This window comes from Rothia sp. HMSC071F11, assembly GCF_001809115.1.
GTDB classification, from domain to species: domain Bacteria; phylum Actinomycetota; class Actinomycetes; order Actinomycetales; family Micrococcaceae; genus Rothia; species Rothia dentocariosa.
In genome coordinates this window covers 1-23,727 of the sequence record NZ_KV795730.1, presented here as the reverse complement: position 1 = coordinate 23,727, position 23,727 = coordinate 1, and the positions used below count along the sequence as shown (strand labels likewise).

Annotated in this window: 21 protein-coding genes; 20 read left to right on the top strand and 1 reads right to left on the bottom strand. The window is 51.2% G+C overall.

The genetic code is table 11. From position 1 onward, the window contains the following. The first annotated feature begins 19 nt into the window (after positions 1–19). The 16 genes from HMPREF2554_RS01100 (at position 20) to HMPREF2554_RS01025 (ending at position 16,331) form a co-directional block, all read left to right on the top strand. On the top strand, positions 20–730 hold the full coding sequence (locus HMPREF2554_RS01100) for an SseB family protein (RefSeq protein ID WP_244864684.1): 711 nt from the start codon (positions 20–22) through the stop codon (positions 728–730). A 71-nt stretch (positions 731–801) separates the two neighbouring features. After that, positions 802–1,221, top strand: a complete 420-nt coding sequence (locus tag HMPREF2554_RS01095) for a DUF1844 domain-containing protein (RefSeq protein WP_013398776.1) — start codon at positions 802–804, stop codon at positions 1,219–1,221. Between the two features lie 372 nt (positions 1,222–1,593). Next, positions 1,594–2,295 (top strand): translation initiation factor IF-3, encoded by a 702-nt coding sequence (infC, locus tag HMPREF2554_RS01090; RefSeq protein WP_013398777.1) that lies wholly within the window; start codon positions 1,594–1,596, stop codon positions 2,293–2,295. Between the two features lie 168 nt (positions 2,296–2,463). Beyond that, complete coding sequence (rpmI, locus tag HMPREF2554_RS01085) at positions 2,464–2,658, top strand: 50S ribosomal protein L35 (protein WP_004006287.1); 195 nt, start codon at positions 2,464–2,466, stop codon at positions 2,656–2,658. A 113-nt stretch (positions 2,659–2,771) separates the two neighbouring features. Continuing rightward, a complete protein-coding gene (rplT, locus tag HMPREF2554_RS01080; protein WP_004006288.1) occupies positions 2,772–3,152 on the top strand; it encodes a 50S ribosomal protein L20 in 381 nt (126 codons plus the stop codon). A 170-nt stretch (positions 3,153–3,322) separates the two neighbouring features. After that, positions 3,323–4,267: a TrmH family RNA methyltransferase gene (locus tag HMPREF2554_RS01075; RefSeq protein ID WP_246825960.1), complete on the top strand. Its 945-nt coding sequence runs from the start codon at positions 3,323–3,325 to the stop codon at positions 4,265–4,267. A gap of 64 nt (positions 4,268–4,331) precedes the next feature. Then, complete coding sequence (locus tag HMPREF2554_RS01070) at positions 4,332–5,282, top strand: cation diffusion facilitator family transporter (RefSeq protein ID WP_004006290.1); 951 nt, start codon at positions 4,332–4,334, stop codon at positions 5,280–5,282. 66 nt (positions 5,283–5,348) lie between these two features. Continuing rightward, a complete protein-coding gene (locus HMPREF2554_RS01065; RefSeq protein WP_070553638.1) occupies positions 5,349–5,789 on the top strand; it encodes a (deoxy)nucleoside triphosphate pyrophosphohydrolase in 441 nt (146 codons plus the stop codon). A gap of 278 nt (positions 5,790–6,067) precedes the next feature. Next, entirely contained in the window at positions 6,068–7,054 is a 987-nt protein-coding gene (gene efeU / locus HMPREF2554_RS01060) for an iron uptake transporter permease EfeU (RefSeq protein ID WP_070553636.1), read from the top strand. A 43-nt stretch (positions 7,055–7,097) separates the two neighbouring features. Continuing rightward, positions 7,098–8,438 (top strand): iron uptake system protein EfeO, encoded by a 1,341-nt coding sequence (efeO, locus tag HMPREF2554_RS01055; RefSeq protein WP_048778744.1) that lies wholly within the window; start codon positions 7,098–7,100, stop codon positions 8,436–8,438. 207 nt (positions 8,439–8,645) lie between these two features. Further along, positions 8,646–9,980: an iron uptake transporter deferrochelatase/peroxidase subunit gene (gene efeB / locus HMPREF2554_RS01050; RefSeq protein WP_070553634.1), complete on the top strand. Its 1,335-nt coding sequence runs from the start codon at positions 8,646–8,648 to the stop codon at positions 9,978–9,980. Positions 9,981–10,131: 151 nt separating this feature from the next. Further along, positions 10,132–10,653, top strand: a complete 522-nt coding sequence (locus HMPREF2554_RS01045; protein WP_239652978.1) for an ABC transporter ATPase — start codon at positions 10,132–10,134, stop codon at positions 10,651–10,653. Positions 10,654–10,931: 278 nt separating this feature from the next. Next, positions 10,932–12,059 (top strand): phenylalanine--tRNA ligase subunit alpha, encoded by a 1,128-nt coding sequence (gene pheS / locus HMPREF2554_RS01040; protein ID WP_070553632.1) that lies wholly within the window; start codon positions 10,932–10,934, stop codon positions 12,057–12,059. Between the two features lie 5 nt (positions 12,060–12,064). Continuing rightward, positions 12,065–14,617, top strand: a complete 2,553-nt coding sequence (pheT, locus tag HMPREF2554_RS01035) for a phenylalanine--tRNA ligase subunit beta (RefSeq protein WP_070553630.1) — start codon at positions 12,065–12,067, stop codon at positions 14,615–14,617. A 211-nt stretch (positions 14,618–14,828) separates the two neighbouring features. Continuing rightward, the gene (locus HMPREF2554_RS01030) at positions 14,829–15,590 is read left to right on the top strand and encodes a hypothetical protein (RefSeq protein WP_004006298.1); all 762 of its coding nucleotides are present in this window, start codon (positions 14,829–14,831) and stop codon (positions 15,588–15,590) included. A 258-nt stretch (positions 15,591–15,848) separates the two neighbouring features. Next, positions 15,849–16,331, top strand: coding sequence for an arginine repressor (locus tag HMPREF2554_RS01025; RefSeq protein WP_037231933.1), 483 nt, complete (start codon positions 15,849–15,851; stop codon positions 16,329–16,331). Positions 16,332–16,443: 112 nt separating this feature from the next. Here HMPREF2554_RS01025 and HMPREF2554_RS01020 read toward each other — a convergent pair whose 3' ends face one another. Beyond that, positions 16,444–16,881: an ankyrin repeat domain-containing protein gene (locus tag HMPREF2554_RS01020; protein ID WP_070553628.1), complete on the bottom strand. Its 438-nt coding sequence runs from the start codon at positions 16,879–16,881 to the stop codon at positions 16,444–16,446. A gap of 256 nt (positions 16,882–17,137) precedes the next feature. Between HMPREF2554_RS01020 and HMPREF2554_RS01015 the strand changes: the two genes are divergently transcribed. From HMPREF2554_RS01015 to tyrS, 4 genes are all read left to right on the top strand, one after another. Further along, entirely contained in the window at positions 17,138–18,742 is a 1,605-nt protein-coding gene (locus tag HMPREF2554_RS01015) for an AMP-binding protein (RefSeq protein WP_004006301.1), read from the top strand. Positions 18,743–18,839: 97 nt separating this feature from the next. Beyond that, the gene (locus HMPREF2554_RS01010) at positions 18,840–19,385 is read left to right on the top strand and encodes an adenine phosphoribosyltransferase (protein ID WP_070553626.1); all 546 of its coding nucleotides are present in this window, start codon (positions 18,840–18,842) and stop codon (positions 19,383–19,385) included. A 126-nt stretch (positions 19,386–19,511) separates the two neighbouring features. Further along, entirely contained in the window at positions 19,512–21,830 is a 2,319-nt protein-coding gene (locus HMPREF2554_RS01005; protein WP_070553624.1) for a HelD family protein, read from the top strand. A 155-nt stretch (positions 21,831–21,985) separates the two neighbouring features. Next, a complete protein-coding gene (tyrS, locus tag HMPREF2554_RS01000; protein WP_070553621.1) occupies positions 21,986–23,290 on the top strand; it encodes a tyrosine--tRNA ligase in 1,305 nt (434 codons plus the stop codon). The last annotated feature ends 437 nt before the right edge of the window (positions 23,291–23,727 follow it).

The following is a 23,727-nucleotide window of genomic DNA, read 5'->3' as shown; positions in this document are numbered from 1 at the left end:
ATACTATGGAGACGATGGTTTGACAAACCCAGATTTAGTCCGGGTTCTGACCTCTTTTGAAGCTGATGAAGTTGATGAGGCAGCAGTTGTTGAAGCGTTGAGTGAAGTGCGAATATTTGCTCCGATTGTTGCTCAGCTTTCACAAGCTCATATAACCCATGATGGTCTGGTATCTGATAAAGAAGCTGATATGGCATTAGTTAGCTTGCAGGCTCCAGATGGTCGAAAAGCTCTTCCTGTTTTTACGAGTGTTGATGCTTTGACGCAGTGGCATCCGCAAGCTCGCCCGGTTGCGGCCTCTATGCGTAAAACGGCATTGAGTGCTGTGGAAGATGATAACCAACTCATCGTTGTGAATCCTGGTCAGAACCTCACCTTTGTGGTACGTCGCCCCGCTGTTTGGTCTTTGGCGCAGGGGAAACCGTGGATCCCTTCGTATCTCAGCGACGAGGTACTAAATGAACTAAAGCGCCTTATCTCTACACAACCCGCTTTGGTGGATGTTCAATGCGATGTTGGTGACGGCGTACAGGCACGCACAGGCACGGGAAAGATCCTAAGGGGCGGAGGACCTGGTCCTGAGCTTGCGATTAAACTTGCTGTTCTTCCCGGACTCACCCGCGAACAGCTCAATATGGTAATTCAGGATTTTCAGCGGAGTCTGGCGAGCAGCGACCTTATGTCACAGGCGGTTGATTCTGTGCAAATTAAGCTTCTTTCTGCTTCATAGATTTGTGTAGTCTCAGTTGATGATGTCTTGGTGAACTTTAGAGAGTGTGAGATTCTAGAACCATGAGTAATATGACGAATAGTTTTCAATTTGGCGCATCATCAAATGAATCTGTACCTGTACACGGCGGTACAGAGCTAACTGATGAACAAATGCATGCCGTTAGTGAACAGATGCGGGATATTGCCGATGTGCCAGCCGTTGAGATTATCGGTGCTGCGGCTGTCCATCTCATGAGCGCTGCAGCCGTCAAATGCGGTCTGGCTGCCGAAGATAATGCTGCGGAGTTACAGGACTTGGATGAAGCACGCAAACTTATTACTGCATTGGCGGGGTTTGTGACGGCGGCGGCGCCGGAAATTGGTTCGCAGCATGCCGCCCCGCTGCGTGATGGGCTGCGGACGTTACAGCTGGCGTTTCGGGAAGCATCGTCAATCCCAGATGAGCCGGGGCAAGGGCCTGGCGAGAAATTTACCGGTCCTGTGTACTAATTCTGCGTGCTGAAGTACCTTGAACGATCCGTGAATGTAAATCTTCATATGTTCGCTACACAGGTTTTCAGATAAGATTTTGCCTTGTGCGGGGTAGCGTAATGCGCATAATCGTAGCTGCCCCTCACGGCAGGTTTACTGGGCTGACTGACCGGCTTCACAGGGATAAAACGGGAATATGACGAAGAAGGTTATCGTTCTTGGCATTTTCTTGTGAATTAGCTGTAAACCCGGTAGACTAATGTACTGTTTGCAAGTGGAGTCTACTCCCACCCGCATCCGCCCGCATATGGTGTGAGGCAGACGGGTTAGATAACCGAATTTTCGGTATTCGATGTGTGCCTTCGCTTGTAAACGGCGAGGGCTTTTTTAGTGCTCGCCACGGATAATATTCACGGGGAAACCCACAGAGCACAGGAGCTACTCATTAGCGAACCACGCATAAACGATCGTATCCGCGTTCCGGAGGTCCGACTTGTTGGCCCCGGTGGCGAGCAGGTAGGCGTTGTTCCTCTTAAAGATGCCTTGCGTCTTGCTGAGGATGCCGAACTCGACCTTGTCGAGGTTGCCCCGAACGCGAAACCGCCCGTTTGTAAGCTCATGGACTACGGTAAGTACAAGTACGAAGCTGCGGTCAAGGCTCGTGAATCCCGCAAGAAACAGGTTAACGCCGTTCTGAAGGAAATCCGTTTCCGTCTGAAGATTGATACCCATGACTATGAAACCAAGGTTGGGCACGCTCGTCGTTTCTTGACCGGTGGGGATAAAGTCAAGGCCATGATTCAGTTCCGAGGTCGTGAACAGCAGCGCCCCGAGATGGGTGTGCGTCTGCTTGAGCGTTTGGCAGAAGAACTGGCTGAGGTGAGCACCATTGAGTCTCGTCCTCGTCAGGATGGACGCAACATGGTGATGGTTCTGGCACCGCTTCGCGGTAAAGCAGAAGTGCGCCGTGGACAGAACTCAGGCAACCGCAAGGGTCGCGAGCGTCTCGACACGACTACGGCGAAGCCCGTTAGTAACTCATTGGCAGATGCTATGCCTGCCGAGTTGAAAGCTCAGGCTTCAGCCGAGTAATAGAGCCGAAACACAGCTTGGGGGCGCCCCTCGTGGAGGTGGCGTCCTTGAACTTTGAGTTTGGCACGGCGGGTTAATCCCCGATCGTAATTCGTCCTTGGGGGAGGGCACTCTTCCCCCTCAAGCTACTCCGCTCGCGCGGGGATGAATGTAAGGAGAACGGCAGCTATGCCGAAGCAGAAGACCCACTCTGGTGCTAAGAAGCGCTTCAAGCTCACCGGTAGCGGCAAGGTTAAGCGCCAGCAGGCGAACCGCCGCCACTACCTGGAGCACAAGTCATCTCGTCTGACCCGTCGTCTGGCATCCGACCAGATTGTTACTGGTGGCCAGGCAAAGGTTGTTAAGAAGATGCTGGGTAAGTAAGCTACGCTTACAATTCGCCTAGAGAAGCGGGAAAATCCGCATCACAGACCAAGACTCGCTCCTGCACGGTATAACATGATGGCCGTTCAGGACATAAGACGAAGGAGACACACGTGGCACGTGTGAAGCGCGCGGTTAACGCGCACAAGAAGCGCCGTACTATTCTCGATCGTGCATCCGGTTACCGCGGTCAGCGTTCGCGCCTGTACCGTAAGGCTAAGGAACAGGTCACCCACTCGCTCGTATACAGTTACGACCACCGTCGTAAGAAGAAGGGCGATTTCCGTCGCCTCTGGATTCAGCGTATTAACGCTGCATCCCGTGCACAGGGGTTGACCTACAACCGTTTCATTCAGGGCCTTAAGGCTGCCGGTGTTGAGGTTGATCGCCGTATGCTGGCTGAGCTCGCTGTGAACGAGCCAGCAGCTTTCAATGCTCTGGTTGAGATCGCTAAGAAAAACCTACCTGAGGATACCTCGGCTCCTAAAGCATAACTGAGAGCCAGGTAGTACCTGCAGCAGTGCGGGTATTAAAGCGTAAACGGTCGCCGTGTCTCATGACGGCGACCGTTTTCTTACTGATATAGAAAATCCCGTAAATGCAGCCCCACTTCAGCGTGTGCGGGGGAGCGCATCGGTTACCTGTTTGCCTGTACCCTTAAAGGGTGAATCTTCTAGAACGCATAAGTTCCCCAACCGTGATGTCGAATCCGCATGCTGATCGTGTACGTGACATCGCCAAACTGAGCACTCGTCGTGGGCGTGCCAAGAAAAAACAGTTCATGGTCGAAGGACCCCAAGCCGTGCGTGAGGCACTGAAAGCGCATCTGCAATCACCGGTGTTAGACGCCGTATACGTTACGGAAAGCGCCTATGAGCGTCACCCCGATATTGCTGAACTTCTGGAACAAGCGCACGGTACCCCTACACCTGAGGAAGGCCGCCGTGTCTTTATGCGTGTCGTGACCGATGAAGTCTTGGCGGCTATGGCGGATTCCGTAACCCCGCAAGGTATTATTGCCATTTCGTTCATGGTGGATACTTCGTTCTCTGTCTTATGGGGTGAAAACGCTCTCAACCCTAAACTTATCGCTGTACTATCCAGGATTCAGGACCCTGGGAATGCGGGTACTATTCTGCGTGTGGCGGATGCGGCAGGGGCCGATCTCGTTATCACCACGAAGGGGTCGGTTGATCTTTATAACCCCAAGACAGTACGTTCAACGGCAGGTTCTCTCTTTCACGTTCCCATTATTCAAGGTGTTGAGCTGGAAGAATTTGCCGAGGATGTAAAATCTCAGGGAACCGTTGTGCTTGCCGCCGATGGGTACGGTACTGTAAATCTTCAAGATCTTATTGACCACGCGGCAGTTCTTCGCGCAGGTTTTAGCGATGAGACCCCGGCGGGGGTAAAAGGTGCGTTTGACCTTTCTCGTCCTACTATGTGGCTTTTTGGAAATGAAGCTCAAGGGCTTAGTGCTGAGGAGAAATCTGCGGCTACGATGCGCATTGCAGTTCCAGTGTACGGCGCTGCTGAATCGCTGAATGTGGGTACTGCTGCAGCGATATGCCTCTATGCTTCGGCAATGGCACAACACCAGACTCGATAGCTTCCAGATCTATTGGCTCACTAAAATAAGAACTTTTGAAACACAGACATGTATTGGAGAAAGAATGTCCGCTCATTCTGGTCACACCGGATCAGGCGCAATTTTTGCGGCTTTAGGCGCAAACCTAGGCATTGCGGTTCTTAAGTTTATTGCCTACCTTCTGACCCGTTCATCTTCAATGTTGGCCGAGGCTATTCACTCGGTGGCAGACTCGGGTAACCAGTTACTTCTGCTGGTAGGCGGCAAAGTAGCGCAAAAAGAAGCAGACGAAGAGCACCCTTTTGGTTACGGGCGTAACCGCTATATCTATGCCTTCATCGTATCTATTATTATCTTCGCGCTTGGCGGCCTCTTCGCGCTCTATGAAGGGTACGAAAAATGGCATGACCCGCACGGAATTACGGAATGGCAGTGGGTACCGGTTGCGGTGCTTGTAGGTTCTATTCTCCTGGAAGGTAACTCATTCCGCGTTGCTATTAAAGAATCGCGCGAGATGAAAGGACAGCAGAGCTGGCTTCGTTTCTTACGTACCTCAAAGAATCCGGAGCTTCCGGTACTTCTGCTGGAGGATGCGGGCGCACTTTTTGGCTTGGTTTTGGCTCTTTTCGGTGTGTCGATGACTTTGCTGACCGACAACGGTCTGTGGGATGCCGCCGGAACTTTGGCTATCGGTATACTTCTGGTTTTTATTGCTATATTCCTTGCTTCTGAGATGAAGTCTTTGATTCTGGGGGAGGCTGCTTCCCCGGAGGATCTCGCGAAAATTCGTGCTGCAATCGAAAACGGGGATCAGGGTCGTGTTATTCATATTAAGACTGTGCATCTGGGGCCTGAAGAGATTTTAGTTGCGGCTAAGATCCGCATTCATGATGCTGATACGGGAATTACCGTTGCGAATGAGATCGACAAAACTGAAGAACGTATTCGTGAGGCGGTACCGGCGGCACGCGTTATATATCTGGAGCCGGATGTTTACCGTCCCAAAGCGCAGGACTCCACGAGCGTATCCCATTAGCCGGTAGAAAGCCCGGACTTATAGATCTTCTTGGTCTGCTGGAATGCTTATTTTCGAAAGGAACAGATGTCGGAATATTCCGTTCATGTGGTAGGTGCTGCTATTGTAGACAGCCTTGAATCACCCTCTTGGATGCTTGTTGCGCAGCGGTCTGCACCCGAATCCCTTGCGGGTTTATGGGAGTTTCCGGGTGGCAAGGTTGAGCCGGGGGAATCTTGCGAGCAGGCGCTGGAACGTGAACTGATGGAAGAACTTGGTGTGAGCGTACATCTTGGTTCTGAGGTACAGGGAGATCATCCGCAAGGCTGGGTCTTAAACGAGAAGGCTGCTATGCGGGTGTTCCTTGCCGAGATTAGCAGGGGTGAGCCTTTACCACTCCAAGATCATCGTGAACTTCGATGGGTTTCGGTGAAGAAGCAGAGCGGTCAAGATATTCTTGATTTACCCTGGATTCCTGCCGACTTGCCTATAGTGCGGGAGCTGCTGAGCATACTCCATCAGAGCTGAAATATAACGGTGCGTCTTGTGAGGTATTTCCAGAGCGTAAAGGCATAAGTATCAGTTATTTCTGTAAAAAAATGAAAGGTTAACGGATATTTCTTTCTGAACAAGCGTTGGGTCCCTTGTTATTATGCAGACATTCTGTAGGTAAACTATGCCTATCCCAACACTACACTTATGGTGTGCTAAGTCTCACACGATCCTGATGGGGTGTGTAACCCAGGGAACCTTTAGAGTTAAATTAAAGAAAAGAAATTTTGTCTAATCTAACGTGGTGACGAATTATGGGTCTTGATGCACAATCATGGGGAATATTCATTGGTAACTTCCTCATCGGTTTACGGGAAGGGCTAGAAGCCGCGCTTGTCGTGGGTATCCTTATTGCCTATGTGCACAAGACCAAGCGTAATCACCTTCTCCCACCTATTTGGATTGGCGTTGCAGCCGCCATCGCTGTTTCGCTCATCTTCGGAGCAATTCTGACTTTTGGGCCTGAAACGCTGACCTTTGAAGCCCAAGAAGCCATCGGCGGTTCCCTCTCGATTATTGCGGTTGGATTTGTCACCTGGATGGTGTTCTGGATGGCGGAGAATGCTCGCGCCCTCTCTGCAGAACTTCACGGAAAACTTGATGCGGTTCAAACTAGCTCATGGGCCGTGATAGTTCTCGCGACTCTCTCAGTAGGGCGTGAAGGTCTTGAAACCACGCTCTTTATCTGGTCTGCCACTCGCGCCGCTACTCAAGGCACTGAGATAGGCACGGTGCTTCCTGTCATTGGTGCCATTGTCGGTATTTTGACGGCAGTACTCATTGCGTGGGCTATGATGCGCGGCGTTATGAAGATCAACCTTGCGAAGTTCTTCACCTGGACCGGTGCTTTCCTTATTATTATTGCTGCTGGTGTGCTCTCCTATGGTATTCACGATCTACAGGAAGCACGAATACTGCCGGGACTGAACAATATAGCATTCGCTTCTCAAGACTTTATCGAACCGGGCGGTTTCCTTGCCACGATCCTGAAAGCAGTCTTTAACCTTTCAACCACTACCACGTGGGTCGAGGCTATAGCGTGGGTGCTGTACGTGGGTATCGTTATGCCCCTCTTCTTCTGGAAACAAAAGCGAGGTCATGCCCCTTCGCGTAAAGCTGCTGATGCGTCTCAAGCATCTGGCATGGTGCACGTATCGAAGGTGGCTAATAAAATCACTGGTGAAACTGTTTCTTCCTCCAACTCTGCAGGTGTTAAGACCCCTACTTCCGATGCCGGATAACTGATTTTTCATATTTCTCTGTCCCCGAACAAAGGAAAACACAATGCGAAAGTCCCTATACTCCGCAGGTGCCCTGCTGTCAGTCGGCGCTATTGCGCTGACCGGGTGCACGCCCAATAGCGCGAATAACGCCTCAGGTGGTTCTGGCGGAACCGCTGACGGTTCCATCTCGGTTACTTCAACCGATACCGAGTGCAAGCTTTCTGCCACCGAAGTTAAAGCTGGTAAGGTTACCTTCAAGGTAAAGAACGAAGGCTCGAAAGTGACCGAGTTCTACGTCCTAGGCTCCGACGGACTGCGCATTATTTCTGAGGTCGAAAACATTGGTCCCAACCTTTCTCGTGATCTCACTGTTGAACTTCCTGAAGGCTCGTATAAGACAGCCTGCAAGCCCGGTATGGTTGGCGACGGCATCAAGGGTGATCTTAAAGTTGTCAAGAACGAGAGCGCTCAGCCCATCTCTGCTGATGAGCAGGCTATGCGCGATACCGCAGTTACGCAATACTCTTCATACGTGAAAGACCAGGTCGAGGCGCTTAAAACCGATACTGACGAGTTCGCCAAGCTCTACCAAGAAGGCAAGAACGAGGAGGCAAAGGCTAAGTACGCGGCGGCCCGTATACATTACGAGCGCATCGAGCCCATTGCGGAAAGCTACGGTGAGACCCTAGACCTCAAGCTGGATGCGCGTGAAACCGACCTTGAAGAAGGTAAGATTCAGGAGTGGACCGGTTGGCACAAGATCGAGAAAGACTTGTGGCAGCCTAAGGCAGACGCCAACGGCGGAAAGGAATACAAGCCGCTTACCACTGAAGAACGTAAACAAGTCAGCGAAACGCTCGTGAAGGACACCCAAGAGCTGTACGATTACGTGCATTCGGATAAGTTTAAGCTTGATGCTTTCCAGATCTCCAATGGTGCGAAAGAGCTCTTGGACGAGGTTGTCAACACCAAACTGACCGGTGAGGAAGAGAACTGGTCACACACTGACCTCTCCGATTTCCAGGGTAACGTAGATGGTGCGAAGGTGGACTACGAAAACCTTCTGCCGATTCTGCAGAAGAAGAACCCTGAGCTTGCCAAGACTCTGCAAGAGAAATTCGACGCCGTGCAGAAGATCCTGGATAAGTACAAGCAGGGCGACGGTTTCAAGCCCTATAACGAGCTGAGCAAAGAAGAAGTCCGTGAGCTCTCCGATGCCGTGACTGCGCTCGCAGAGCCTGTCTCGCAGATGACTGAGACCGTGGCAGGCGGTGAGTCCGCTGAGGGCAAGAGCGATGATACTTCTTCTTCGAAGCCGGCTGCGTCATCTGAGTCCTCCGCTGGAGCTTCGCAGGATGCTTCCGAGCCAGCGGCAGGTACCTCATCGGCAACAGCTAAGTAACGTATCAGCATTTCAACGTACAGATCCTGATCACACAGGGGATTGATGGCGTTGAGAGATGCTGCCTAGACGCTGAGCCGTCCGTGAGCGTTTCTACATTCGCGAGATAATCGCGGATACAGAGACACTTGCGGGCGGTCGGTTCTCAAATACTCAACTGACACACAGTTGTCATATAATCTCCAAAATATTTAGGGAGAATATCTCATGCGTGAAGAAAAAACACCCACGACACAGGTTCAGCAATCCCACACTGCTGACCAGTCAGACGTATCTCGTGGTACCAGTCGACGGACTCTGATGACGGGCGCAGGTATAGCGGCTGCCTCTGTGGCAACTGTAGGCGCTCTTGCTGGATGTTCCGCAGAAGACCAAAAAAATGCTGAGGCCTCGGGTAAGTCTGCTGTTAAAGACTCATATTCTTTCTTTGGTGAGCATCAGAGTGGTATCTCGACAGATGCCCAAGACCGCATGTATTTCGCGGCTCTCACTCTTAAAACCACATCGAAGGATGAGATCAAGAAGCTTTTTAAAGAATGGTCAGAAGCATCGCGTAAACTCATGGCGGGAGAAATCGTGGGGGAGGACTCCTCCTATGAAGCACCTCCAAAAGATACTGGCGAAGCTATGGACCTTTCTGCTGGGCATCTAACTATCACCTTTGGCTTGGGGCGATCGTTTTTCGTGGATTCAGAAGGCAAAGATACGTACGGGTTTAAAGATAAACTTCCGCCCGCCTTGGTAGACATTCCCAAGATGGCGGGGGATGTCATAGAACCCGAGCGAAGCGGCGGCGATCTGTGTATTCAAGCCTGTGCTGATGATCCCCAGGTGGCTTTTCACGCTATCCGAAACCTAGTGCGTATTGCGGCGGGTCGTGCCGTTGTAGCGTGGAGCCAGCTCGGATTTGGGCGTACCGCATCCACGTCAAGTACGCAGGATACCCCGCGCAACCTCTTCGGGTTCAAAGACGGTACCAACAATATTAAGGTTCAGAATCCAGAGTTGTTGGAAAAGCATGTCTGGGCTTCAAAATCTAATTCGGAGGGGCACCCCGAATGGATGGACGGCGGCACCTACCTTGCGGCACGCCGCATCCGCATGATTATCGAGACATGGGACCGCTCCCGGCTACGGGAACAAGAAGAAATCGTGGGGCGCACCAAAGTAACAGGCGCGCCGCTGTCAGGCGGTGAAGAATTTACCGCTCCGGATTTTAATATGAAGGGCAAATACGGTCCCATTATTCCCGATGATTCGCATATGCGTCTGATGCATCCAGACCAAAACAACGGGGTGCAGATGCTTCGTCGTGGGTATAACTACACGGATGGTTCTGACGGGCTGGGGCACCTGGATGCCGGTCTCTTCTTTATCGCTTTTATCTGTGACCCTCGCACGCATTTTATTCCTTTGCTCAGTACCATGACGGCATCGGACGCTATGAGTGAGTATCTGCGGCATACCGGGAGCGCGGTCTTCGCTATTCCGGCAGGAGTTAAAGACGAGAACGATTTTATAGCATCAAAACTTTTTAACTAAGCTTCGTATTCAACCTTTAGCGGCTGGTCTACGTTCATATAGCGGACGTTGGCCAGCCGCTATGCGTCATATTGTGGAAATTTAATTTGTTTCCGTAAGCCCTCAGGGTACTATTGAGCTAGAAATCACATATACATCGTGGGAGACAATGATGACTACTCCAGCACCTCAGTACGATCCGAACACTTTTAGACGTGATTCAGCCCCGTCGGATACTCAAGCGATTTACATCCAAGAAGGCGGCGAATCGCACGACAGCCTATTTAATTCACCATCGAAACACCCTAAAATTTTCCGTCTTCAAGAAATTATGATTGTATCGGCGCTTTTGTGCTTTCTTCATGGTGTTATCTCAGCTTTTGCGCCAAACAACTTCAAACCGCTTGAAGGCCTTCCGGAATTTGGGGTTTGGGGTGGTCTCGTGCTTCTTGCCGTGGCAGCGGTCGTTTATCTATGGGTTTATTTCACCATTCAGAAAGGTAAACGCATCGGTCTTACTTTTGGACTGATATTTGCGATTTTGGGCGCTTTTATCGCTATTATGTCGATGATCGGCAATATTCTTAACTCCCAGCATTACGGTCTTGTTCCCATCTATGCTGGCTGGTTTATCACGAACGTCCTATGGATTCGTTCCGCTTTTGACCCCGCTGTTAAAGAGCTCCTCGTCTAAATACATAAATGACGACATAATGCCTGGCTGCATTCACAGAGGTGATGCGGCCAGGATCTATTTAAATTTAACGCTGGTTGCGCTGAGATTTTGTGGAAGGCTTTCGGCTACTCTGATCGGGAGAATGTTCTGTAGTTTTTCATGCCTAGGGCCTATAGACACAAGCTATCGTGAAAGAAGACTCCAACTGCACTAAACTAGAAAGATAGCGCGTGTCTGCGTGCCCTGTGGCGCGCCCGCCTGGTGAGAACAATGCACAAATGCAGAGAAGAGTAGTTATGACCGATTCCGTGCAGGAACATGAGAACGCGCCCGAATCAGCGCACATTCTTGCCCGTATTGCACAGGTTTTAAAAGAGAACCCTGAGAACGGTTTAGAAACCGTTCGAGAAGCCTTCGAGGCAGAACGTGAACGCGCGCAGAAAGCTCTGCGTGAGCACGCGCAAGACTTTGACTCGCTCAAGGAAGTACGTCTTGGATTCTTTGGCGATAAAGGCAGCTTAAGCCTTGCCAATCGGCAGATGCGTGACCTTGAAAACCAACATAAGGGGCCGGTCGGTAAACTTTTGGGACAGGCGCGTGCGGCACTCACCGAGGCTATTGAGGCCCGTACCGCAGAACTTGAGGCAGAGCGCGAGGCGCACATCCTTGCGGAAGAAGCGGTAGATGTAACCGCTGCCACGGCACGCCATTCATTGGGTGGGCGTCACCCTGTTGCGTTGATGCAGGAAAAACTTACCGATATTTTCGTGGGTATGGGCTGGGAAGTCGCCGATGGACCGGAACTAGAGTCCGAGTGGTATAACTTTGATGCCCTGAATATTAAGCCAGATCATCCGGCACGCGAGATGCAGGATACTTTCTATGTAGAGCCTAAAGAAACGCATCTTCTTTTACGTACCCATACCTCTCCGGTACAGATGCGTTCCATGCTTACCCGTGAGCTGCCACTGTACATTGTGTGCCCTGGTCAGGTTTATCGCACAGATGAGCTTGACGCTACGCATACCCCAGTATTCCATCAGATTGAAGGCTTGGCAGTCGATAAGGGACTGACCATGGCTGATCTGAAGGGCACTCTCGAATATATGGCGCGTGCAATGTTTGGTGAGGACGCGAAGATTCGTTTGCGTCCGAACTTCTTTCCCTTCACGGAACCTTCTGCAGAGCTCGACCTATGGCACCCCCATGCGAAAGGCGGGCCCCAGTGGATTGAGTGGGGCGGTTGCGGCATGGTGCATCCCAATGTTTTACGTGCCGCAGGCATTGACCCCAATGTATATTCGGGTTTTGCGTTCGGCATGGGTATTGAGCGTACCCTCATGTTCCGTAATAATGTCCTTGATATGCACGACATGATTGAGGGCGATATCCGTTTCTCTGAACAGTTCGGGATGGAGATTTAGACACTATGCGTATACCCCTATCATGGCTGCGCGAATTTGCGCCTGTCCCCGAGGATGCTTCGGCTGAGGACGTTCTTGCAACTCTCGTGAAGGTAGGTCTAGAGGAAGAGGATGTGCATCGTCCTACCGATGAGATTTCCGGCCCCATCGTGGTCGGTCAGGTGCTTTCACTGGAGCCCGAAACTCACTCCAACGGCAAGACCGTGAATTGGTGCCAGGTGCGCGTAGTTCCCGAAGGACAAACACAGACTCTCACCGGCAAAGGCATTGAAGAATCCGGCGTGCAGGGTATTATCTGCGGTGCCCATAACTTCAAGGTCGGCGACAAAGTCGTAGTAACTCTTCCCGGCGCCGTACTGCCCGGAAACTTCGCCATTACCGCCCGTAAAACCTATGGACATAAGTCTGCCGGTATGATTGCTTCTACCCGAGAGCTGGGGATTGGTGAAGATCACGGTGGTATTTTGGTGCTCTCTACGCTGGGTCTTGACCCGGACCTCGGTTCCGATGCGTTGGAACTTTTGGGTCTGCATGACGAAGCAGCAGAGGTTAATGTGACTCCCGATCGCGGATATGCGTTTTCGATTCGCGGTATTGCCCGTGAATATGCGCATGCGACCGGAACTTCTTTTAACGACTTCGTTCTGGAATACGGCGCTCGCGCCCCCAAGGCTAACTCTGAAGGCATCTCGGTACGTCTAGAGGATTCCACGCCAATTCACGATAACCCGGCAACTATACGCTTCACCATGCGCCAGGTTAATGGTGTGGATGCAACCGTGCCAGTACCCACGTGGATGGCTTCACGCTTGCGCTTAGCGGGTGTGCGTTCTATCTCGCTGCCGGTTGATATTTCCAATTACGTGATGCTTGAGACTGGTCAGCCGCTGCACTTCTATGATGCCGATAAGGTACAGGGAGAAATCGTGGTGCGCCGAGCAGTCGCAGGGGAGAAGCTGACGACTTTGGACGGCGTTGAACGCGACTTGCATCCAGAGGACATTGTGATTACCGATGATTCTGGCGTTATCGGCCTTGCTGGTGTCATGGGTGGTGCTTCTACCGAGGTCACGACCGAGACAAAGAATATTCTGATTGAGGCGGCACGCTTTGATGAAGTTTCCATTGCGCGTACCGCGCGCCGTCATAAGCTTATCTCTGAAGCGTCTAAGCGTTTTGAACGCGGGGTAGATACGAAACTTCAGCCAGCGGCTGCCCAGCGTGCAGTTGAGCTACTTGTCGAGCTCGCAGCAGGAGTTGCAGATGCGGGGGTGACCGATGTCGTGATTTCTCGCGATCCAGTGGTCATCGACCTTCCCCGGGATTACGTGAAGAACCGCATCGGGGTGGAGTACTCACCCGAACAGATCGTCAATACTCTCACAGAAATAGGATGTGAGGTTGAGGCGACCGCGACGGGATACACCGTAAAAGCTCCTTCGTGGCGTAATGATTTGCTGGCTCCGGAAGATCTAGCGGAAGAAATTGCTCGTTTGGATGGATACGAGAATATTCCGTACACTCTACCCGTCGCTCCCGCAGGTCACGGATATACCCCAGAACAAGCCGCCCGTCGGCGAGCTGCTAATGCACTCGCGGCAGCTGGGTTGACCGAGGTTTTCGCTTATCCCTTCGTCTCGGAGGAAGCGAATAATCTTTGGTCTTCGCCAACCGCCGGCGAAAAAGTGAACTCGGTACGGTTAGCGAACCCAATTTCTTCTGCTGAGGGATGGCTGCGTCGCTCGCTCCTGCCCGGTTTAACAGAGGTTTTGCAGCGGAATCTCTCGCGCGGTTTCAAAAACTTGAAGATTTTTGAAGCTGGCCGCGTTTTTATTCCTGGTGAACGACAGGGCTCCGCTAGTATCCCTCCTTTGGGTGAACGGCCCAGTGATGAGGTTCTTGCGGATTTGAATGCGGGTATCCCCGAGCAGCCTGTGTATTTTAGTGGCCTGTTTGCTGGTGTTGAGCACGAGCCAATGCCTGGCACTCAGGCTCGTGCCTATGACTGGCGCGATGCGCTGGATGCGGCGCGCCTCATAGCGGATGTTTTAGGTGTTGAGATTGTGATTGCCCAAGGAACCCATCAGGCATTCCATCCTGGACGAACCGCGCAGCTCCGCACACAGGACGGACAAACTATCGGTTATGCTGGCGAGCTGCATCCGAAGCTCCTGCAGACCGAGAATCTCCCTGAACGTACCTGTGCTTTTGAGGTGAACTTTACTGCACTGTTTGCTTCCCGCTCGGGTGTGCCTCAGGCATCGCCTATTTACGGTTATCCGGCAGCTACTCAGGATGTTGCTCTTGTGGTCGATGAGAATATTCCTGCTTCTGAGGTAGCTCAGGCTCTTCGTGATGGCGCTGGGGAATTGCTCGAAGATTTGCGAGTCTTCGATGATTATCGTGGTCAGGGTGTCGAGAGTGGTAAGAAATCATTGGCGTTTGCTATGCGCTTCCGGGCACCTGATCGCACGCTCACTGCTGAAGAAGCAAGCGCTTCGCGTGAGGCAGCGGTTGCTGTTGCTGCGGAACGCTTTGGGGCTGTGGCGCGTGTGTAGACACACTATGGCATAGTTCATCACTAGCGCCCCTTCGCCCGTTACACGGATCAGAAGGGGCGTTAGCTATGTATTCATACGAGTCATGTACTTGCCAAGCTGTAGGTGAGCGTTAGAAAATCGTCACTCTGTGAAGGTTCTATCACGTCTTAACTTTCCGTAAAGCTAAGGCACCGGTACCCTAGTACAGGAAACACGATAAGGAGAGCGCATGACACAGCGTGATGACGAATACGAAGACGTCGATTACGAGGGTACTGAAGAATCCAGGGATGATTTTTTCGGCATGAGCGATGCCGACGATGAATACTACGAAGAACGACCCCACATCAACTGGGTATCGGTATTTAGCGTACTTCTGGCTATCGTGGTTGCAATCGTTCTGTGCGTTGTGGGTGTTCGTGCGCTTTTCTCCGCGAATCAGGACGCGGAATACGAGGGCAAAAGCTGGGTTATTGAAGGCAGTTACGTTGATTTGACCCCCGATTTAGAAACAGACTCGAATGTAGCGCAATATAAGGGTAATCTGCCGAAGGATAACCGCATCGACGGCATGAAATATCGCTCAAACCTGAAGGACACCTATGAGGTCCATGCGGGTGAAAATATCGATTTTCGTGGTACGCAGACTGGAACCTATGCGCAGGATTTCCCCCGTGAGGTAAGTGCTTTAGTCGCAGAGACCTCTGACCACCAGATTGAGGTTGTGCGTACCGGTGAAAAAGGAAGCGTTAAAGCGATTGAGCAGGGCAGTGTAGGTCAGCAGTACCTCGTTGGCTGGGGTAGTTTTGCGCTAGCTCTTGTTGTGTTGATCGGTGGATGCGCTTTTGGCATATGGTCTAATCGCCGCTCTCGTGTTGATTATGTAGATGTCGACGGATTCGAGGAATCTGACGACTATGAAGAGGACGATGAGGGCTACATCGTTGAGGAAGAATCTTCACAGGACGATGTAGAGTCGCGGCAAAAGTAGCACAGTAGTAGGCGGAACCTGACCTTGTAGAATATGCGAGGTCAGGTTCCGCTTTTGTATGCGGGAATAGAGGATATAAAGTCCACAAAGTATGCTAGAAACGTAAAAGTTTTCAAATAAAGTTGCGCATAATCGATATTTAGGTCGCATAATTATGTGTATATGTATTATCTTTGAGTATTGAGAGCGGTGCGGTACCTCGTGGGGTCCGTGACTAGACTCAACCTGTGGTTGGAACCGAAGGAAGTAGAAGACAAAATGCCTTTCCCCTCGACAAAAATCGCGCGTCAGGCACGTATCGTGGAATTGTTGCAGACCCGCCGTGTACGTTCTCAGGCTGAGCTGGCGCAATATCTTACTGATGACGGTATGAAAGTTACTCAGGCTACGCTCTCACGTGATCTTGTAGAAATTGGTGCTGAACGTATTCGTGATGAGGGCGCTGGTCTCATATATGCTGTTCCAAACTATCCTGCGCGTCGTGGGGGAGGGGCAGCTCCCGATGCACGCATGATTTCGCTCTTTAAAGAGCTGCTTATCACGGCGGAAGGCTCGGGCAATATTGCGGTTTTGCGTACCCCACCCGGTGCCGCGCAATTCCTAGCGTCCTCTATCGATCAGAGCGGCTTAGAGGCAATTCTTGGCACAATAGCTGGAGACGATACCGTAATGGTAATATCCCGCGATCCTGCTGGTGGACAGGAACTTGCAGCTAGTTTCTTGGCATGGTCTACAAACTAATAAAAGACTTTATTGAATATTCAGATACGTTGAATGCCGTGTAAAGCTATGGTTTGCAAGAGGCGGTGGGCGCAAAATTGAGACGTGATGGTTTGTTCCCACTGCCTCTGTGCTATTCAGCGGTTGATGCTGCCGTAGCAAGAAGTTCTTGCATACGTGGTAGGTCGAAGAACCGGGCAACATCTGCAGGGGTTTGTGTACCTAAAGACGCATTGGCGCCAGCATCAAGAAGCAACTGAGAGATAGTGAGGTTATCGCGGAATACCGCGCAGACTAACGCCGTTTGCCCACGGTCATTGAGACGATCTGGGTCTGCGCCCGCTTTGAGAAGAACGCGCACGATTTCTTCATGCTCATGGTAAGCGGCAAGGATGAGGAGGGTGTCTCCGTGGGAGTTTGTGAGATTTACCGGTATGCCTTGATCGAGGAGCGACTGGAGCGCAATAGGCTTATTATTGCGGGCAAGGTCGAAGATCGAATTGAGGAATTCGAGCTCTTGGTCTTTTAGTTCGGGGGAGATCTGAGATGATGTTGAAAAGTTATCGGTCATGGAGGCTTCCTGCATGAGAGATTATCGTTTATTTTGATTTATTCGTAAATACTATTATGAATTCATCAGAATACAAATTTGTTGAATAAATGTGACAGGTAAAAAGCTCGGTTTATAGGTATGCTGTAAACTTTGCCTGAGATTGACGGGTTTAGAATGGAGAAGGCTAAACAAACGCCATATTGTGCTGTTAGCACTACCCCGAGTTAGAGCTTTTTCATGCTACGCAAGAACATACAACAGGAATAAAGAAACGATGCCCGTTACTGTTGAGAATGCCTCCGCCCCTGAACCGGCAATATCGCACAATATTGCACGTCTGCTCGCAAGCCGCATACACGAGAACACTCCAGCGCTAGTATTTTCAGCCTCCTCGAATATCGCTACGGTGACATATCGAAAACTGGGGCAGGCGGCGGCTCGGGTACAGACACATCTGCGAAAATGTGGTGTGAAGGAAGGCGATCGAGTAGCGCTCTCTTTGCCTAATGTTCCCCTGATGCCCGCTCTATACTATGGCATTCTGGCAAGCGGTGCTCTCTGTGTTCCGTTAAACCCTCTGCTGAGTGGTGCCGAGCTTGAACATCATCTGCAGGATAGCGGCGCTACCGTGCTCTTTGCCTGGGAAGGAACCCGCCTAGCAGCGGAAGCACACCAAGTGCCCCTCGTGTGTGACGGAACCGTGCATCTTGAGATATTAGGCGGCACGAGTGCAGACCCTCAATCTTCATTAGCTCCCTTTGGAACAGACCATCCGTCTGAACCAGAACTCAAATTATGCCCCGTAAGCCCGGCGGACCCGGCGCTTATTCTCTATACCTCGGGAACCACAGGAAAGCCCAAGGGTGCGACCCTAACGCACGCTAATATTCTGAGTAATGCCCAAAGCTGTGCTCAAGTGTTCGGATTTACCGCTGAAGATATTATTTTTGGTGGCTTACCTCTTTTTCATGCATTTGGGCAAACAGTCACCCTCAACGCGGCATGCGCTGCTGGCTCAACCATCGCTCTTTTGCCAAGGTTCACTCCTGAAAAGGCAATCAAACTCATCGACCAAGCTGATGTGACGGTTCTTGCAGCAGTACCCAGTATGTATGCTGCGCTTATAGCCGCACTCGAAGAAAACCCGTCTAACGCTCGCCAGCTGAAAGGACGCATCCGATATGGTATTTCTGGAGGCTCGCCCCTGCCCGCATCTGCGCACAGTGCATTTGATGCGTTAATTTCCTGTCCTATATATGAAGGGTATGGGCTGAGCGAAACCTCACCAGTTGTCAGTTTTAATCAGGCCCAGTTTGGGCACGTAACTGGCTCCGTCGGACGTGTGCTTCCGGGAGTGCAGGTGCAGATACGTGACGATGAAGGTCGATCTTTACCTGCAGGAACTCATGGGCAGCTTTGGGTTTCGGGCGAAAATATCATGGCGGGATACTGGAATAACCCTCAGGCTACGGACGAGGTTTTCGACGGTACATGGTTTGCCACCGGAGATATAGCTCGTCTGGATAACAACGGCAATATTTATATTGTGGACCGCATTAAAGACATGGTGCTGCGTAATGGGTATTCCGTTTATCCTCGTGAAATAGAGGATGTTCTTCAAGCGCATCCGCAGGTTCGAGCCGTTGCCGTTATTGGTCTTGATGATGCGCTTGTTGGCGAGGAGATTACAGCTGTTGTCGTCTCTCGCGGGCACAAGGATGATGAATCGCTGATTCAAGAATTAGATACTCTCGCGCGTGAGAAACTCGCTGCCTATAAGTATCCGCGCCATTATCGAATTGTAGATTCCATGCCGTTGGGGCCCACTGGAAAAATCCTTAAACATGAACTACGTGCCATGTTTATCGAAAAAAGGTAGAATTCTTGAGGCTGTCAAAGCCACCGTGCCGCATTAATTCTGCGGCGAACATACATCGACTGATCCCAAAACCCGCTGACCTCCGAAAGAGAGAGTAATGAACGTTTCTGCGCTCGCATCCATGCAAGAGCTTATTCCGGCGGCATGCGCAACCATTCAGGATTACCCACATCAGGGAATCCTGTTCTACGACGTCACCACTCTCTTTGCAAACGCTGAGGTTTTTAAAGCATCTATTGACGAGATAGCACGGCTTTTTGAAGGTACTTATGACGTTGTCGCTGGTGTAGAAGCCCGTGGTTTTCTTATGGCTTCAGCGCTTGCTTATGCCTCCGGCAAAGGCATTATGACGGTACGTAAGGCCGGTAAGCTGCCCCGTGAAACATACCGCGAAGAATATGAGCTTGAGTATGGTACTGCAGCTATCGAGATTCACAGTCATGATTTCGCACCGGGAACCCGCGTGCTTCTACTCGACGATATCTTGGCAACCGGTGGCACGCTGATGGCTGCCGCGAAGCTTATTGAACGTGCGGAGCTGAAAGTAGCAGGAATTGGCACTCTCTTGGAGCTCAAAGGCTTGGGCGGGCGTGAAGCTCTGGCGCAATACCGAGTAGAAACTTTAAGTGTAGTTTCTGAGTAACGTCCTGCCTCAAAGCACATAGACATAGCTTTTGAGCGTGCATATAACCCTGTAAAATAGATACTCTGTTTTCGGCATCGCCGTAAATCGTGAGTTAATCGGCGTTATGCCGTTAAAGGAGTTTTTATGCCCGCAGAAACATCTAAGAATGTTTCCGAGAATGTTGCTACACGTGTCTTTGCGCAGCAGCTTGCCCAAGAACGCGAACATGTTGCAAAAATCTATGCACGACTAGATGATTTACGGGAAGAAACCTCACAAAAACTCGCGGATGTTCGCAAGAATCAGGCGGTTGGTGGGCATCAAAACCGTTCCGAACGGGACTCTTTTGCCACCCATTACGAAGATCGCCTGGCCCAGCTTAACGCAGTGGATGCGCGGCTTGTTTTTGGCCGTCTTGACCTTACAAAAGACGGAGCCGATGAGGTTCGGTATATCGGCCGTTTAGGAATTATGGATAGCGACCAGAAGCGGCTTTTGATGGATTGGCGTGCCCCCGAGGCCGGCACGTTCTATCAAGCTACGGCGTTTAATCCGTTAGGGGTTCGGCGTCGGCGGCATCTGATGCTAGAGGGACGTACCGTCACCAACATCGAAGATGAGGTGTTCGACTCCGAATTGCTTCAGGATAGCGACACTTTGCATGGTGAAGGTGCGCTTCTCGCGGCTTTAAATAAGAAACGTACCGGGCGGATGAATGATATCGTCGCGACCATCCAAGCCGAGCAGGATGCGATTATTCGTTCCGAACTGCGCGGCGTTCGGGTTGTTCAGGGCGGACCGGGTACCGGTAAAACTGCAGTTGCTCTGCACCGTGCGGCATATTTGCTGTATACAAATCGAGAACGCCTCGCTAAAGCGGGTGTATTAGTGGTGGGACCGTCGCATTCATTCATGTGGTACATTGAGCGTGTTCTGCCTTCTCTGGGCGAAACCGGAGTGGTCATGGCTTCCTTGGCAACACTGTACCCTGGGCTTCGCGCTGTACCCGAGCACGATCGTCGTATCGCTGCGCTTAAGGGTGATTTGCGCATGGTAGAGGTAATCAAGAAAGCAGTTGAAGATCGCCAAAAAGTTCCTGAGCAGGAACAGCGCCTCAACGTTGAGGGCACTGATGTTGTTCTTACTCCACAGATGGTACGTTCAGCACGTTCTCGGGCTCGTGCTACTGGAAAACCACATAATGAAGCTCGCGAGACGTTCGTCAAAATTTTGCTTAAGGAACTGACGAGCGTGCTGGACGATCAGCTTAATAAAGCCGCCGGTCGCATTGTGGACCGCCCTTATTTACAAGATGATGTGCGTGCTTCTTTGGATGTACGACGTGCTCTTAACCTTGCCTGGATGCCGCTTTCACCTGAAACGCTGGTGCGTTCCCTGTTCTCGAAACAGCAATATCTAGAGTCCGCAACTCAGAATTTTACTGAGGCAGAAAGGGAACTTCTCAAACGCCTTGCCGATGCTCCTTTGACTGAGGCTGATGTTCCTTTACTGGATGAAGCTGCGGAGCTTCTCGGTGATTTCTCCCGGGTCACGGGTGCGGCAGCAGCAGCGCGCGCAGAGGCTGAGCATCGAGCTAACCTTGAGAATGCGTCAAAAGCACTTGAGAATGTGCATCAGACACTCGCCGATATTGGTGCAGACGGCGTTGTTACGGCCGAGCAGATCGCCGCTCTCAACGAGGTAGGTATCAATCGTATGACTGCTGCAGCTGCGGCACAGGCGGATCGCACCTGGGCCTATGGGCATATTGTTGTGGATGAAGCGCAAGAGCTTTCGCCTATGCAATGGCGTTTGCTGATGCGACGATGCCCCATGAAATCGTTTACGGTAGTGGGAGATATTGCGCAGGCGTCTTCAGCCTCTGCCGCTTCATCGTGGTCTCAGGCTCTTGAACCTTTTGTGGGGGAACGGTTTACTCTTGATGAATTGACGATTAACTACCGTACCCCGGCACAAATTGCGGATGCGGCGGTCGCCGTTGCACGCGAAGCCGGGTATGAAGTGTCAGCACCTCGTGCTGTGCGTGAAGGACAATGGGCACCTTTTATCCATCGGGTGCCCCAGGAACACGTGGTTGCTGAGACTGTCCAGCGCGTGAGTGATGAGGTTGCCCTAGGAGATGGGGCTCTTATCGGAGTAGTCTGTTCCCCCGCCCAGTACACACAGGTGGCGCGTGCAGTTATGGAAACACATGCGGATCGTACAGGAACCGCTGAGGACGCCGTCGAAAATCAGGTTCTTGTTTTGACTCCTTGGGAAGCTAAAGGGCTTGAGTTTGATGTTGTCATCATCGTGGAACCGCAGCAGCTTCTTGACGATGCACAAGGTGCTGTAGGTGATCTATATGTATCAATGACTCGCCCCACACAGCGGCTTCATCTGGTAGGAACCTCAATGCCCGCAGGTCTAGGTGCTGAAGCAGCCGGATCTGCCCAGTCGTAAAGTAGACCCGTAAGTAGTGTTGGCATGTATCGCAGGTAGCGACGTAGTGCTAGGCTATAACTATCAATCCTGGGTGTACTTACTATGTGCAGGCTGTATTCTGCGCATCAAATATTTTTACACCGTATGTCATGGAACGGAGAACATAGAGAACCATGTCTGCCGACATCCTTAATGCGCAGCACAATGACGACACGTTCGAGAACATCTGGCAGGAGCTCAAATGGCGCGGACTCGTGCATGTGAGTACTGACGAAGAGGTACTTGAAAAAGCATTGAGCGATGAAAAGCTTACATTCTATACCGGGTACGACCCTACCGCCGCATCCTTACATTTGGGGCACCTTGTGCAGCTTTTGGTAATGCGTCGTCTGCAACTTGCCGGGCACTATCCCCTAGGTCTGGTGGGCGGTTTTACTGGTCTGATCGGAGACCCCCGGCAGACATCGGAGCGCGTACTTAACTCCCGAGAAGTCGTTGCTGATTGGGTTCAATCTCTACGGTCTCAGATTGAGCGTTTTCTTTCGTTTGAGGGCGAGAATGCGGCTCGTATGGTGAATAATTTGGATTGGGGCGGGCAGCTTTCGGCTATCGATTTCTTGCGCGATATTGGTAAGCATTTTCGTGTGGGTACGATGGTCAAGAAAGAAATTGTTGCTAAACGCCTAAACTCTGAAGAAGGTATTTCTTACACTGAGTTCTCGTACCAAATCTTGCAGGGCTTAGATTATCTTGAGCTTAACCGTCAGTACGGATGCACTTTGCAAACCGGTGGTTCTGACCAGTGGGGTAATCTCACCAGCGGCACCGAGCTGATTCGCAAGGTCGAGGGAAAAACCGTTCATGCTATTGGAACCCCTCTGATTACAAACTCTGATGGCACGAAGTTTGGTAAGAGTGAAGGCAACGCAATTTGGCTGAACCCCGAGATGTGTTCTCCATATGCTTTTTACCAGTTCTGGCTTAATACCGCTGATGCGGATGTAATAGATCGTTTGAAGGTCTTCACTTTCTTGACTCGTGCGGAGATTGGCGAATACGAGCATAAGGTCGAAGCCGAAGCGTACAAGCGTGAAGCACAGAAACGGCTTGCTTATGAGGTTACGACCCTTGTTCACGGTGTTGAGCCTACGGAACAGGCCATAGCGGCTTCGGAAGCTCTTTTTGGCAAGGGAGACTTTGCGTCCTTGGACGAGAGCACTCTTCAGGCTGTAATGGATGAGCTGCCTTCGGTTGAGCTCTCTTCGGATCGGCTGGATCTGATTACTGCGCTTACGGAGCTTGGTTTTGCCTCTTCCAAGTCTGAGGCGCGACGTATCCTGAAAGAAGGCGGCGCATCTGTCAATGGTGTGAAGGTTCAAGGTGAAGATGCCCTGATCTCATCTGAGCAGCTTTTGCACGGTAAGTATGCAATCGTGCGTCGGGGCAAGAAAAACCAGGGCGCGATTACCGTAGTATAGGGTTTACTATTCCCGTTTACCACAGGATCTTGAAGGGTTTCCACACAGTTCGATGTATGGGAACCCTTCATTTATATCTTCAGTGCGGCGGCCTAAAGAGAAAAGAATATTTTAGCGATTCGAGTTTTTGAGGTGGCATGACGGGAATACGCGCTTTTTAAGAACAGTGAAGAGCTTCATAGCTTCGGGGTCTTTCGCACCCCCAACCAGCACTGTAGAATTTATAGATATCTGACTAGTGTTTTTGTGAGTGTTCTATCTCATCACCCACTGGGTTGCGGTGGTGGGTGTGGGTGTGTATAGTTGTATGAGTCGCCGCGGCGAGGACTTCATTTCTGGTTGTGATCCGGGTGGGGTTGGTTGCGGTGATTTATCATGTGATGACCGGCTGATGATGACTCTAATTGTGTGTTGTTGTTGGTGTGGTGTGTTGTTTG